This is a genomic window from Methylocystis sp. NC52PC, from assembly GCF_055698645.1.
This window is the reverse complement of sequence record NZ_CP170127.1, coordinates 1760140-1773382: the sequence shown is the minus strand read 5'-3', so window position 1 is coordinate 1773382 and position 13243 is coordinate 1760140. Positions and strand designations below refer to the sequence as shown.

General features: G+C 59.5%; 13 protein-coding genes. 3 read left to right on the top strand and 10 right to left on the bottom strand.

What is annotated here, in order from left to right:
• The first annotated feature begins 313 nt into the window (after positions 1-313).
• A complete protein-coding gene (locus tag ACETII_RS10540; RefSeq protein ID WP_472787983.1) occupies positions 314-673 on the top strand; it encodes a hypothetical protein in 360 nt (119 codons plus the stop codon).
• Positions 674-725: 52 nt separating this feature from the next.
• Here ACETII_RS10540 and ACETII_RS10535 read toward each other — a convergent pair whose 3' ends face one another.
• The 5 genes from ACETII_RS10535 to ACETII_RS10515 all read right to left on the bottom strand — a co-directional run bounded on the left by ACETII_RS10535 (position 726) and on the right by ACETII_RS10515 (position 8014).
• Complete coding sequence (locus tag ACETII_RS10535; protein ID WP_363345671.1) at positions 726-1148, bottom strand: universal stress protein; 423 nt, start codon at positions 1146-1148, stop codon at positions 726-728.
• 141 nt (positions 1149-1289) lie between these two features.
• Complete coding sequence (locus ACETII_RS10530; RefSeq protein ID WP_472787982.1) at positions 1290-3872, bottom strand: PAS domain S-box protein; 2583 nt, start codon at positions 3870-3872, stop codon at positions 1290-1292.
• Positions 3873-3891: 19 nt separating this feature from the next.
• A complete protein-coding gene (locus tag ACETII_RS10525; protein ID WP_472787981.1) occupies positions 3892-7197 on the bottom strand; it encodes an NAD-glutamate dehydrogenase domain-containing protein in 3306 nt (1101 codons plus the stop codon).
• A 36-nt stretch (positions 7198-7233) separates the two neighbouring features.
• The gene (locus ACETII_RS10520) at positions 7234-7644 is read right to left on the bottom strand and encodes an ATP-binding protein (RefSeq protein ID WP_363345665.1); all 411 of its coding nucleotides are present in this window, start codon (positions 7642-7644) and stop codon (positions 7234-7236) included.
• A gap of 25 nt (positions 7645-7669) precedes the next feature.
• The gene (locus tag ACETII_RS10515; protein ID WP_363345663.1) at positions 7670-8014 is read right to left on the bottom strand and encodes an STAS domain-containing protein; all 345 of its coding nucleotides are present in this window, start codon (positions 8012-8014) and stop codon (positions 7670-7672) included.
• Between the two features lie 203 nt (positions 8015-8217).
• On the opposite strand from ACETII_RS10515, the gene ACETII_RS10510 reads away from it, so the two are divergent.
• Positions 8218-9222 carry a metallophosphoesterase gene (locus tag ACETII_RS10510; protein WP_472787980.1) on the top strand — a complete coding sequence of 335 codons (1005 nt, stop codon included), beginning with the start codon at positions 8218-8220 and terminating at the stop codon, positions 9220-9222.
• Here ACETII_RS10510 and ACETII_RS10505 read toward each other — a convergent pair.
• Together ACETII_RS10505 and ACETII_RS10500 are read right to left on the bottom strand one after the other, a co-directional pair.
• Positions 9216-9704 (bottom strand): CDP-archaeol synthase, encoded by a 489-nt coding sequence (locus ACETII_RS10505; protein WP_363345659.1) that lies wholly within the window; start codon positions 9702-9704, stop codon positions 9216-9218. The genes ACETII_RS10510 and ACETII_RS10505 overlap by 7 nt on opposite strands.
• Positions 9705-9750: 46 nt before the next feature.
• The gene (locus ACETII_RS10500; RefSeq protein ID WP_472787979.1) at positions 9751-10650 is read right to left on the bottom strand and encodes an aspartyl protease family protein; all 900 of its coding nucleotides are present in this window, start codon (positions 10648-10650) and stop codon (positions 9751-9753) included.
• A gap of 150 nt (positions 10651-10800) precedes the next feature.
• On the opposite strand from ACETII_RS10500, the gene ACETII_RS10495 reads away from it, so the two are divergent.
• On the top strand, positions 10801-11274 hold the full coding sequence (locus ACETII_RS10495; RefSeq protein WP_472787978.1) for a GNAT family N-acetyltransferase: 474 nt from the start codon (positions 10801-10803) through the stop codon (positions 11272-11274).
• Between the two features lie 19 nt (positions 11275-11293).
• On the opposite strand, the gene ACETII_RS10490 is transcribed toward ACETII_RS10495, so the two are convergent.
• The 3 genes from ACETII_RS10490 to ACETII_RS10480 form a co-directional block, all read right to left on the bottom strand.
• Positions 11294-11521, bottom strand: coding sequence for a hypothetical protein (locus tag ACETII_RS10490; protein ID WP_363345653.1), 228 nt, complete (start codon positions 11519-11521; stop codon positions 11294-11296).
• A gap of 97 nt (positions 11522-11618) precedes the next feature.
• Positions 11619-11996: an HU family DNA-binding protein gene (locus ACETII_RS10485; RefSeq protein ID WP_472787977.1), complete on the bottom strand. Its 378-nt coding sequence runs from the start codon at positions 11994-11996 to the stop codon at positions 11619-11621.
• 199 nt (positions 11997-12195) lie between these two features.
• On the bottom strand, positions 12196-13179 hold the full coding sequence (locus ACETII_RS10480; RefSeq protein WP_472787976.1) for a helix-turn-helix domain-containing protein: 984 nt from the start codon (positions 13177-13179) through the stop codon (positions 12196-12198).
• Positions 13180-13243 lie beyond the last annotated feature (64 nt).

Sequence of the window (13243 nt, the reverse complement as noted above, 5' to 3'; positions counted from 1 at the left end):
TTTCTCTCTCGTTGAGCACGTCCCATCTATTCGGCTCACATGACGAAATGCCGAATCTCGCGAGATTATTTCGTCATGAGAATCACGAAGACTGCGGCTGTGTCGAAAAACGCCGTCGGAGACCACCGTCGATGATGAAAGCGTTCAATAGACTGACTTGCGAGGCATCGTCCGAGCTCATCGGAATCATTCTCGGTGCTCCCGCGGGGCTCTTGAGCGCCTTGTATCAGCGCTACTTTCGCGGCCCTTAGGGGACGCAGTGCGCCCAGGACCCTTGTTCGTTTGATCTCGAGAAGAAAAGAGTTGGCGCGAGATGGGCGGTCCAACGACAATAGGCCTTCACACCGTCACCTTGCTTGCCTTGGCGTCCGAATCGGCCAAAAGAGGGATTTTGGGAGAACGGACGCGTTCCGCTTATGCCAGGCTCAGAGAGAAAGTTGCGGCTTGGGCAAACAGCGACGCGGCGGCGTTGGAGGAAGTCCATATCCCCGATTTGCTAAGGAGCCGGATCATCGACACGATTGAGGTGCGGCCGAAAGATGATCGCCTGGCGATCAGGAACATGGCGAGCGCCTTGGCGCAGTCGCTCCGTGACGACGTGCGTCGCGGTTCGCTGGGAATTAGCCTTCGCAGATTGGAAGAGATAGACGGTCAACTCAAGACGTTCACTTGAGGGGGCCGAGGGTTTGGGCCAATTAACAAGCCGATCCGCAAACCAGGCTCAGCTATCGCAGCACCAGGACTGAACAGGTTGCATGGCGAACGATGGCGCTCGCGTTGGAACCGATGAGGAAGCGCTCCATTCCTGGACGATGGGAGCACAAGACGATCGCGTCACTCCCCCAACTTTCTGCCTCGTTGAGGATCGTCTGATAGATCGGGCCGAAGCGAAGAACCGTCGATATGCGCTCTGGAGGCCGGTCGATATCAGCCGCGATGGCGGCCAGTTCATTCTCGAGAGCCCGGCGCGTCGCCTCGTCGAAATCTCGGGGGATGTAATCCAGAAACGTCACAGGCACCAGCGACTGAACATTCACGAGCCTTAGATCGGAATCAAAAGCTTTGCCGAGAGCCTCCGCGTAGCGGACGGCGTGGTTGCTCATCTGAGGTTCGGAGAGATCGAGAGGAACAAGTATTTTCGTGAACATTTCGCGCGTCCGGTTTGAGCATTGCCGAAGCCTGGTCGTCTCATCAACTCCTTTTAACACGGAGCCGAAGCCTGATGTTCCGACAGAACGTCCGCGTCGATATGCCTCCGCCTCAGCATCGCCACCCGAGGCGAGACCGTCTCACTTGACCTCCAGGACCACCATGGCCAAGTCGTCACTCAGTTGCGCACGACCGCAAAAGCTGCTGACGTCGCTCAGCAGCGCCTCGATAATTGCCTGAGGTTCGAGTAATCTGCTTGTTTCAAAGCTTTCGCAGAGGCGCTCCAGACCAAAAAACGCGCCGGATGCGTCTTGCGCCTCCGTCAAGCCATCCGTGTAAAAAAGAAGCTTGTCGCCCGGCGCAAGCATGAGGGTCTTCTCTTCAAAAGAAACAGTGCGCCGCGCTCCGAGAACAAGGCCGTCGGCATCCAGCGTTCGACACGCACGCTCTCCCTCGCGCAGCCACAGAGCGGGATTATGGCCTGCATCGGCGAATTTAAGCGTGCGCGTCTCCGGATCGAACCGACAGAAAAACATGGTTATGAATAGCTCAGAGCGCGTGAGGTCTTCATGCAGAAGACCGTTGAGGTCCTGCATGATCTCACTTGGACCAGCGTATGCGCTTTGCCGGCAACGCGCGCGCACCATGCTGCGGACCTCTGTCATGATCAACGCGGCTCCGACGCTATGTCCAGAGACATCGGCGATAACGAGGTCGATTCCGCCCGCATTCTCAAAATAGTCGAAATAATCCCCGCCAACGTGCGTGGCCGGCAGACAGACCCCGATCACTTCGGCGCGGGCTGCATGCAAGGGACCGCTTGGCAAGAGCGATAATTGGATCTGCTTGGCGATTTCGAGGTCGCGCCGATTTTGTTCGGCGCGCCGCCGCTCCGTTACGTCGGTCTGCACGCCGATATAGTGCGTAACTTCACCTTTTTCGTCGGGCACGGGAGAAAGGAGAAGTTCATTCCAGAAAGCCTCTCCACTCTTGCGGTAGTTTTGGAGCGTGACTTCACAACTCTGACCGGTCGCCAGGGCGTCTCTGATTTTGACGAGAGCGGCAGGATCGGTGCCGGGCCCCTGCAGCATATGCATGCCGCCTTTCAGCAGCTCTTCCTGGCTATATCCTGTAATGTTGGAAAGCGCCGGGTTCACGTAAATATTTGGGTTCCCGGGCGCTCGAGCGTCGGATATTACAATGCCGACATGCACGGACTCCATGGCGCGATTTCGAACACGGAGTTCATCCTCGGCCTTTTTTCGCGCCGTTACGTCCCGATCTACCCCGCGCCATTTCACGAGGCGTCCTCTCCTATCAAAAATTGGCGCTCCGCTGGACTCCGTAAAGACGCGCCGCCCGGCCTGATTACGATAGCAGTTGACGACGCGATAGAAAGGTTGCGGCAAAGCCTTGGAAAGAAAACTCGCGCTGGCTTCGTCGGCGAACAAGTCCAGGTAGCGCTTTCCGATGATCTGCTGCGGCTCCAGACCAAGTATGTCTCGCACCGCGTCACTGCTATAAATATAGCGTCCGTCCGGGTCCTGCTCCCAGAGCCATTCCCCAACCATCTCCGCGACTTTACGAAAGCGCTCCTCGCTCAAAAGAAGCGCCTCCTTGTCCCGTCGCTGTTCAGTGACGTCCTGCTGAAGCGCCAGGTAGTGTATGATGTCTCCCCGGGGGTTGCGAATGGGCGTGATTATTTCAAACGCCCAATACGTTTCTCCCCCCTTTTTCCGATCCTGGATCTCCCCTCGCCACTCTCCACCGCTTCTTATTGTCTCCCAGAGACGCTCATACTGCCGCTTTGGCGTATCGGGACTCTGCAACATCCTGGGATTTTTGCCGATCACCTCCTCCTCGGCGTAGCCGGTCAACTGCACAAACCGGCTATTCACGTATTGAATGTTCCCCTCCGGGCTCGCGATCATGACAGCGACCGGGCTTTGCTCGACCGCGGCCGACAGCATCCATAGGCGTCCCTCGACCATCTTTGCGCGCGTGAGGTCATGCGTAACGCCGACAAAGAAGCGACGGCCCTCGAGCCAGACTTCGCCAACGGAGAGGTACATTGGAAAAACGGACCCATCCTTTCGCCGTCCTGAGACCTCACGACCCACGCCGATGATTTTCCGCTTCCCGGTCTGTCGATAGGCTGAGAGGTAACCATCGTGCTCCTCCCGGTACGGAGAAGGCATCAGAACGTTCACATTTGCCCCGAGCACCTCCGCGGCTTCAAAGCCAAACAACGCCTCTGCGCCTGCGCTGAAAAACAGAACCTTTCCACTTTCATCAATGAGAACCAAACCGTCGGCCATCGAATCGAATATGGCGCCGAGCTTTGTCTTCATATCGTCTAAAGCTGCCTTCTCCGTCGCCGAGACGTCTTCCGGTCGCAACTTCAATAGCATTCCCGCCTCGCCGTTCGGGCCGAGGCGATAGATGGCGCATAAGGCGTCCACCTGCGTTTCATCCTTGCGCGTAATGCGAATGCCGATCCACTGGCGACTTGGCGCCAGTCGCCAGGCGAGCGAGCCATTCCCTTGGCTCGCGCGTGTTTTCGGCTTACCGGGAAAGGGACGCCCCAACAGCTCATCCCGGCGATAGCCAGTCATTCGTTCTGCTTGCTCGTTCATGGCTTGAACGCACCCGGCCGCGTCCATTAAGCAAGCCCCCTCGGTGCTGACGCCAAGGAGAAGATGAACAAGCGAGTGATCGTCCACGAGCGCGCCTCCATCCGATCTACGCGTAAGCTCTCGTCTTCAGCCTATCGAAGGCCTCGGCAAAGGACTCGAGTTCAACAAGGAATAGGGCAAAAGGCGCGATCGTCGTCGGGGCCGCGCTGAGGACTTCCTCGCGCAGCCGAACATGCCGCAGGAAGCTCGAACGCAGGTCGGGAATTTCCAGAAGCGTCTCCAATTCATTGGCGCCAAAATGCAACACAACCGAAGCAATTCGAGCTGGGACCGCGCGGAGGCGTTCTTCGAGGGTCTGCTGCAACTGTCCTTCCCACGCATCCCGCGCCGTGAGCTTTGCGAGAAGAACAGCAATCTGCGCGAGCCCCAGGCGCTCGACGATACGGTCGAAAACCTGCGTCGCCACGGCAATGTCTTTGCCTGCTCGTCGCGCAAGATCCACCATGAAGGGAAATTCGCGCATTCGGGCGCCAAAGATTTCGGCTTCGACGTCGCCGCTCTCATCTTTCCAAACCGCGGCTTCGACGACGCTTTGAAAGCCGACAAAGAATTCTTTCAAATAGTCTCGCCATTCCGCAACGACGTCCTCCTGCGGCCGAAGGATGTAGCCGCGCTGAAGCGCCCAACGACACATATAGATCAATGTGTCTTCTAATTGTTGAAGACAAACATATTGACGCTCAGAGGTCATCCGATCGCTCAAGTCGCGTATCGCTCTGCGCCACCGCGCTCCCTCGAGGATCTTGTCAAACGTCAGGTAGATGCCCACTGCGTCCACAAGCACCCCAGGAGCGGCCGTTTCATCGAACAATAGGAAGCGCGCGCCCGACTGGTCGATAACCTTGTTACAAATCACCGTAACGGCAATCTCTCGTCCGAGGGGATGCGAGTGAATTTCCTTCTCCCACATCCGCCGCATCGACAGGGGAAAGTAGGCTAACAGGAAGGCGCTTGCCCAATTCTCATCGAGAAAATCGGGCGCCTCCAGAAGAGCGCGCTTCAGCGACAGTTTCGCATGCGCCATCAACAAAGCCAGTTCCGGCCTGGTAAGCCCCTTCTCCGCCCTCGCCTGAATCTCCTTGAGGCGTGGGATTCTCCCGTCCTGACGATCGAGTCGGCCCGCAGCTTCGAGCCTGTCGGCAAGATCCATATAGGAGGAGACATCTGCCGCAGAGCGTCTGCGCTCCAGCGACAGGCAAAGGCTTTGATGATCGCTGTCGTCGAGTACGTCGGAACAGACCTCGTCCGTTGTGTCCGCGAGGCGGCGATGCGCTTGGTTCGGCTCGGCGTCCGACGAGGCGCCTCCCGACGCCAAGACGATCTTGAGATTCACCTCGTGATCCGAGAGATCCACTCCCGCGGAATTGTCGATCGCGTCGCTGTTGATTTGGCCGCCCTTCAACGCAAATTCTACCCGCGCCTGCGGCGTAAATGCGAGATTTGCGCCTTCGCCCGCCACTTTCGCGCGTAGCTGATTAGCATCCACTCGAGCGCCGTCATTCGCCTTGTCGCCGACGCTCTCATCCGTCTCAAAACTTGCCTTCACATAGGTGCCAATCCCGCCCATCCACAAAAGGTCGACCGGGGCGGTCAGCAGGAGTCTGATCAAGGCCTCGCCATCGACAAGGCGATTTCTGGCCTGCAGGAGGGCTCGCGCTTCCGGACTGAGTTCGATGTCCTTGGCGTCGCGCCGATACACGCCGCCGCCCATGGAAATCTTGGTTCTGTCGTAATCATTCCAGCTGGAGCGCGGCGTTTCGTAGAGCCGGCGTCGCTCGGCGTATGAAATCAAAGGGTCCGGGTTGGGATCGATGAAGACATGCTCGCCGCTAAAGGCGCCCAGCAGCCGGATGTTGGTTGTTTCCAGCATTCCATTTCCGAAGACGTCTCCATCCATCGAACCTACGCCGACCACGGTGAAGGGCTGGTCGTCGATATTGCGGTTGAGTTCTCGAAAGTGACGACGCACGCAGACCCAGGCCCCACGGGCGGTAATTCCCAGGCGCTTGTGGTGAAAACCGTTCGAGCCCCCCGTCGCAAAAGCGTCGCCGAGCCAGAATCCGCGCGCTAAGGAGATTTCGTTTGCAATATCGGACCAGGTCGCCGTCCCCTTGTCAGCTGCGACGACGAGATAGGGGTCCCAGTCGTCATAGACGACCATTCCAGCCGCTTGCCGATCGTTCCGATAATCCGTGTTGTCGGTCAAATCCAGGAGGGCGCTGATAAACTCTCGATAGGCGGCCTTTCCCGAAACCTCCCGTTCCGGACCATCGCCCACCGTGCGCTTCAAGACGAAGCCGCCCTTCGCGCCCTGCGGGACGATCAACGCGTTCTTGACCATCTGCGTTTGCATGAGATCGAGGATTTCCGTGCGGAAATCATGCGTCCGGTCCGACCAGCGAATCCCGCCGCGCGCGACTTTCGCCCCCCGCAAATGTATCCCCTCGAATGACGTCGAGTGGACGTAAATTTCCAGCGCAGGCTTTGGATGGGGCGCGCTGATCACGCCCAAACTGTCTATCTTCAACGCTATTGTTTTTTCCGTAATATAAAAGTTCGTCCGCAGCGTCGAGTCGATCAGATTGAAGACATCGCGCAGGATCCGGTCGTCCGTAACATTGACCACTTGATCGAAGGCGTCGACGAGGCTCTGCCGGATGTCAGCCAAAGCGTCCAGCGATCCTCTCATGGGCCCATCCGGCCGAAAACGCGCCTCGAAATAGGAAAGCAACAGCCTGGTGATGGCGCTTTGGCCAATCAGCGCTTCATAGAAGCGGGATCGGCCAATTCTGCCCTCGAGCTGAAGGTAATAGTTACAATAGGCGCGGAGAAGATCGACTTCCCGCCAGCCTGCTCCTGCACGCACGACGAGTTGATTCAAGGAGTCGTCCTCGGCGTCTCCGCGCAGAAGGGCGCCGAAGGCGGCGAGAATTGCTTTCTTGTATTCTCGCACTTTCTCATCGCCGGTCGGCTGGATGCGGAAACTTCGAATGTATCGGCGGCTTGCCCCGACCATGACAGTAAACTGGTTTTGATCCAGAACGGGAAGACCGAGGTTGCGCAGCAGCGGCATGAGCGCGTCAAGGGCGCGGGGCTTTGCGCTGAAGATTCGCAGATCAAACGATCGGCCCCCGTCTTCCTGCGGGGAAGCGGGAGTCAAGTCGCAGAGATCAGGCCGCGCCGATCCGTCGACAAGGCCCAACAAGACCAGATCCCTGGCGGCGCGCCGGGGAGGCGTAATGGCGGCGTAGCTGCTTGGGAAGCAAACATCCGACGGAACAAGGCGAGCGGTGAGACCGACTCTTTCAGCGGCTCTGGCGATGAATTTCTGCAGATAGATTTCCCGATTCATCGAGAGCGCTTTCCGCGGTCCGTTCAACGGGACGTTTCACTTCAGCGTCTTGTGCATTTCGAGAACGTTGCCGTCTTCGCTTGGGTGATACACCACCGAATCCATGATATTTTTTATAAAAAATATGCCTCTGCCGCGCTCGTTGAGCTGGTCGATCGCGGGCGTCGGCAGACTCGAGATGTCGAAACCCTGCCCATGATCGTAGACCCGTATCCGCAACTCCTTGTCTTCGATCGATAGACAGACCTTCACGGTTTTGTCCGGTCCCTCATCGCCTCCATATTCGATGGCGTTCGCCACGGCCTCCGTCAGGACGAGGTTGAGGTGATAGGCGAGCATATCGGGATCGTGGTCGTTCGTGTCCAACTCTTTGGCGATTTGCTCGGCGATATTTCCAATCAAGCGCAGATAGCGCGTTTGATTTGGAACAACGATGTCGACGTTCATGTTGGTCTCGGACATGGCCGCATCGCTAAGTCACGCTGTGGCTGCTGATCGCCTCCTGGAGGCGCGGATAGATTTCGAAGACGCGGTTAAGTCTCGTCAGCTCGAACATCGAGCGCACACGAGGTTGCAGGCCCGAAAGAATAAACGATCCCGAGCGCTGACTGGCGTTTTTATAGCCGGAGAGCAACGCGCCGAGTCCAGAGCTGTCGATGAATTTGACGTCCGCCAGATCGACAACGAGACGACGACCGCCTTCTTCGAGCACTCGCAGGATGCGGTCCTTCAGCTCGCTTGAGTTATGAGCGTCGAGGCGCTCCTCCTTGACAGCGATGACGACTTGGCCACTGTGCGTCTGGGTTTCAAGTTTCATGGTTTCAGCCGAGGGAGCGGTTTTCCGGACGGTATTTGCTTAGCTAGTTCGGCCTTCGAAGAGGTCAATGCCGAACCCTTGCGGGCGTCGCCCGCGCTTATGCGCGCCAAAGACGCGCACAGGCGCGTCGCTGGGCTCTCGGTCGGCAAAAAATCTTGCGTTGGGAATCGATCAGGGGTCAACTTTGCCGTATGGTGGCGCGAATGAATGGTCCTTCCCCGCCGCGCAGCATGAACTTGCCCGTTTTTCTCGATTGTGACGAAGTCAAGCGAAGATTGGACGCTCGGCTCGGGCCCGTGCACGCCAGACAGCGGCTCGGCATCGAAAGAGACCATGAGGCGCAAGCGTTCGGACAGGGTCTGACGCTGCTTCACATGGAGAACCTGCCGTTCTCGCATGCCGTAATCGAGGGCGTGCTCCGCCTTACGGGCATGTTTTGGGTGGGGCGTCACAATGCCGCCAGGGTTCGCGTCCTGACGCACGAAGTCGTCTCGGATCGTCTCCCTGCGTCGTTCGACGGGTACACGATTCTTCACCTGACGGATCTTCACTGCGACATGAACCCGCGCGCCATGGCCAATATCGCGCGGTTGATCGACGGTCTCGATTACGATCTCTGTGTCTGGACAGGCGACTACCGTGGTCAGACGTACGGCGATTATAAGCCCTGCCTTCAGGGTTTGCTTCGCCTCCGGGAGGCGATCACGACGGATGTCTATGCGGTGCTCGGGAACCATGACACAATATGCATGGCGCCCGACATGGAGCGGATGGGCGTGAGGGTGCTGCTCAACGAATATGTGAGCATCGAACGTCGTGGCGCACGCGTTTATCTGGCGGGCGTCGACGACGCGCACTTCTACCGGGTGGACAACATCGAAAAGGCCGCCGCCGACCTTCCCGACGAAGATTTCTCGATCCTGTTGTCACACACGCCGGAGATCTACAGGCAGGCGGCGCATGCCGGATTCAGGCTGATGCTGTGCGGCCACACCCACGGTGGACAAATATGTCTGCCGGGTGGCATACCGCTGACGCTCGACGCAGCTATCCCCAGACGCCTCGGTCGCGGCGCATGGAAGTTCGGCGCGATGACGGGCTACACGAGCGTCGGGGCGGGCTCCTCGATCGTGCCAGTGCGCTTCAACTGTCCGCCGGAAATTACCCTGCACCGTCTCCTGCGACGGAACGTTTCGCCATCTCAATAGGGGCGGTCCTTGATGTTGAGGGCGTAGAGCAGGCGTGAACCAGCGAGTTCCGCAACGAAAAACAGACCGACCACCGCCACAACGTCCGCGAAGGACAGGGTGATCGCCGGCGGGGCGAAAAGAGCAGGCAGCAGGGCTTCCGGAATCTGGTCCAGGCCCAGCATCTGGTCGCTCGGCGCCGCGCCTCGACGCCGCTTGATGAAGCTCGAGAGAAGATCTCCCAACATGGCGAGCGTGGCGATGAGCGCGCCATCGCCTCCGCTCAGACCAATCAATTCAGCGGCCGCTACCGTCGCCAGAAGACTCGTGGCCAAGCCGCGAAAGGTCTTCGAGGAGCCGAAGATCGAGCGGCCGTCGGAAAAACGCGAGTGGCCGTCGACGGGCCAGGCGAAACGCTCTCCGATCAACCGTTTCGCCAAAACTGGCGCGCCATTGGCGACGGCCAGCAGGAACAGCATTTGAGCGATGGCGGCGAAGTTCATGCGATCTTCTCGGACTGCTTGTTTCCGGCGCCCGACTGCTCTCGGCTCATGGCTTTCTGGGTCGGGCGATCCAGCTAGCCTGCGTCGGCTTCGTAAAGTCGAGCGCCCAGTTGAACCTGCTCAATATATTGACCCCTAGCACGAACGCCGTCTGCGGGCCGAGCGCCTCGCGCAGCGCGCCAAAATCATAAACAAGGGCGTGGACGTTGCGCAAAACGCGCCCGTCGCCGAGATCGAGCGTCTTGATTTTGTAAATTCGAGATACGGCTCCGCCGCCACTCGCCTCGCTCGCTTTGAACTTGCTCTCCACCGGCGCGAAAAGGCCCCTGTGCCGTTCGACGAATTGCTGGTCGACGGCTGAAATTTCCGCGCCTGTATCAAAGAGGCCGAGCGATTTGGCGGTCCCTGCGCGGATCGAAATTCCGACGAGCCGCTGGTCGGGGCCGAGCGGCTGAAAGAGAACCGGTCGTCCATCCATTTGAGGACCGAAGAAGACCATTTCGCGACGCTCGAAATCCAGCGTAAAGCGGGCGCCTTTGAAGAAGTCGAGCCCCAGCAGATCGTCGCCGTCGCTGGCGGCGCAGCGCGTGACGTCGTATTTGGCTCTCGCGATGTTGTTTCCCTGCTCGGCCTTGAGCGCTACATTGGTCGCCTGCACATCGTCGCAACGCGTCACTTTTCCCAAGGCGCCAGTCGAGTCGCTTTGACCCAGGATCGGCAGGTCCTTATTCCACGGCGCAAGCTTGATGCGGCTCGTCGACGCGCCGGTGTCGAGCCGCATTGCGCCCATGACGTTGCCGAAGCGGACGGGGACATAGACGCGGCCGCCGCCATAGGCAGCCTGCGTGAGCGTGATTGTGACAGTCGATGAGCCTTCGCCGGCGCGCGCCGGCGGCGCGGCGGCGGCGACAAGCAGAAGAAGGGCAAGACGTTTGAGGGCTGTCATCTTTGCTTGCAAGCTCCTGGTAGGCGCGCCGAGTGAGTCTGGCGGCCGAGGCGCCGCGTCGCAAGCTCGAAAGTCGCTGGAGTTACGCAAATATGGGGGGCAGCCGTGATGAATGTGCAAGAGGGCCAACGCCGGCCGATGTGGCGGCCAATGTCGCCATCCGACCTTCCCGCCGTCTTTCGCATCGCCGATGCGTTGCATCCCGACGCGCGTGAGCAGCAGGCGGTCTTCGAGGAAAAGCTGCGCCTTTTCCCCGGCGGCTGCTTCGCTTTGGAGGACGACGGCGCCGTGCTCGGATACGCCATCTCTCACCCATGGCTGCGCGATGAGGTCCCGCCGTTGGACGCCTTTCTGGGCAAGCTCCCCGACGCGTCGGATTGTCTCTTTTTGCATGATGTCGCGATTGTCGCCCGCGCGAGGGGCTATGGCTCCGCAGCCGACTTAATCGAGCGTTTGACCGCGATCGCGCAACGCGCGCAACTGGGCGCCCTCGCTCTCGTGGCTTTATATGGGTCGGATAAATTATGGGGACGGCTAGGCTTTTGCGCGCGTCGGCCCGCTGGGCTTTGTCGCACATTGGCGAGCTATGGGGTCGCTGCGGTCTACATGATGAAACGGCTTTGATCGACCACGCGTCGAATGTTCAGTGCGACGCAGTTGTATCCGAACGCGTTGCAGCGCCGCTGATGAACAGGCAACCGAACAGCGCCAGGGCGCCCCACGCCGCCAAAAACGGGTGTCCCATCTCGAAAAGCGCCAAAAAGCCCATCGCCGCCGCCACAAGAATTGCAATGGCGTAGATTTGCTTCGTGCGCCGGGAAATGAAGCTTGGGGTAAATTCGTTTTGAGAACTGTTTACAATATAAGCCATCTCGCTCCCCTACGCGCCGCCAAGCTCGAGCGTGCTTTAGCAGGCTCCTGTTAACGCCTTACTTTCAAAATCGTTCCGCCGACCCGACTCGGCGCAGTCAAGCGTCGTCGGTCGGGTTCCCCGTCGAGACGGCGGCTTTGAGATATTTTGAAGCCCTGAAACTCACGACCTTGCGGGGCTTCACAAGCGCGAAGTCGCCGGTCCGGGGATTGCGGCCTTTCCGCTCCTTTTTCTCGACAATCACGAATTTGCCGAAGTTGCACAGAGTGACGCTCTCGCCCTTGATTAAGGTCTCCGCGATTTCATCGAGGACCTGGTCTACGAGCGCGGCGGCCTGACGATGGGCCAGCCTGTCGCACGCCAGGAAAAGCGACCGCGCGAGTTCACGCCTTGTCACCGTATGGGCGATCATCGCCTGGCTGCTCGGGATCGTCCGGGGCGGCCGGCAGGCGATCATACATCCGCTGCACATCATTGAGCATCCACGTCAACCCTATCTGAGCCCCATCCTTTTGAATGGCGCATACCAACGATTCTGCCTGCCCTGATGATAGGATAGCTCATAAAATTCAGGGTCGTCCTTATCCATTTTGCGTAAAGCACAGCTTACGCTGATAAGCCGCCCGATAGTTTGATATGCAACCATCCTTACGGATGGGCATGTTGCGCCTTTCTTAGGCGGAGCCGGGGGAAAGTTCGACAGACGGCAACACCCCGAACATGTCCCGGTAATGACCGGCAAATCGTCCGAGGTGATTGAATTCGTAGGCTTTAGCGACACGCCCGACGCCGCGGCCGGCGGGCCGCCGCCGCAGAATGGCGTGAACCTGCTGCAGACGGATCAGCCGCTTCAGCGCCGTGAAGCCGAGACCGAATTCGTCCTGCAAGGCGAGCTGTATGCTGCGACGCGAACATCGCAGCCGGACGGCCGCGTCATCCAGCGAAAGCCGGCGAAGACCGTCGTCGAAGGGCGTCTCCCAAAGCAGATTTTCGACCATGAGCGCAAGCTCGCGCCGGCGTTTTACGCTGGTTTGCGCCGCCGAGCGGTCGTCGCCGAGGATGTCGCGGATCAGGGCGGCGCTCGTCTCGACGACCGCCTCCGCCTCCAGCGCAGGCGGCCAGGCGCGCGTCCACGCCCCCTTTTGTCTGGCCTGCTCGAGCAGACCCCGCGCGCTGCGTGCGAGCGCGCGCCCCCTTTGCGTAACCGGAGAAAGCAGCGTCTCGAGGCCGAGCGGGCCCTCCATGCGCCGCCGCAGCGCTGGCAGCGCCTCTTCCGTGACGACGCATCGCGCGACCGCGGGACTGAAATACAGCGCAACGGCCGAGCCAGGCCGATTCGCCGCCACATCGAGTCGGCTGCCGCCATAAGCAATCGCCATGGCCTCGCCACTGACGCGATTGCCCAGGACCCTGATCTCTTCGGCCCTCAGGAAGACGATCTTCAGCGCGCCGGGGCTGATGCGCCCGTCAATCCGGACCCCTCCGGCGCGCAGGCGTATTTCCTGAACCGAGACGCCGCGCGAGAGCGCCAGATAGGCGCGCGTCAGATCCAACGCGCCGGCGTGGAGGCGATAAATTCGCGGACGCCCCTCTTTCACGAGAGGCGCCGCCGCCGTCTCCCGATGCGCCACGGAGGTCGGCTCGACCGCTCTGTTCACTGCCCGAAATCCGCCTGAAGCTATATCTTGGCCATGGTAGTCGGGAACAAGCGTTAGCGCAACA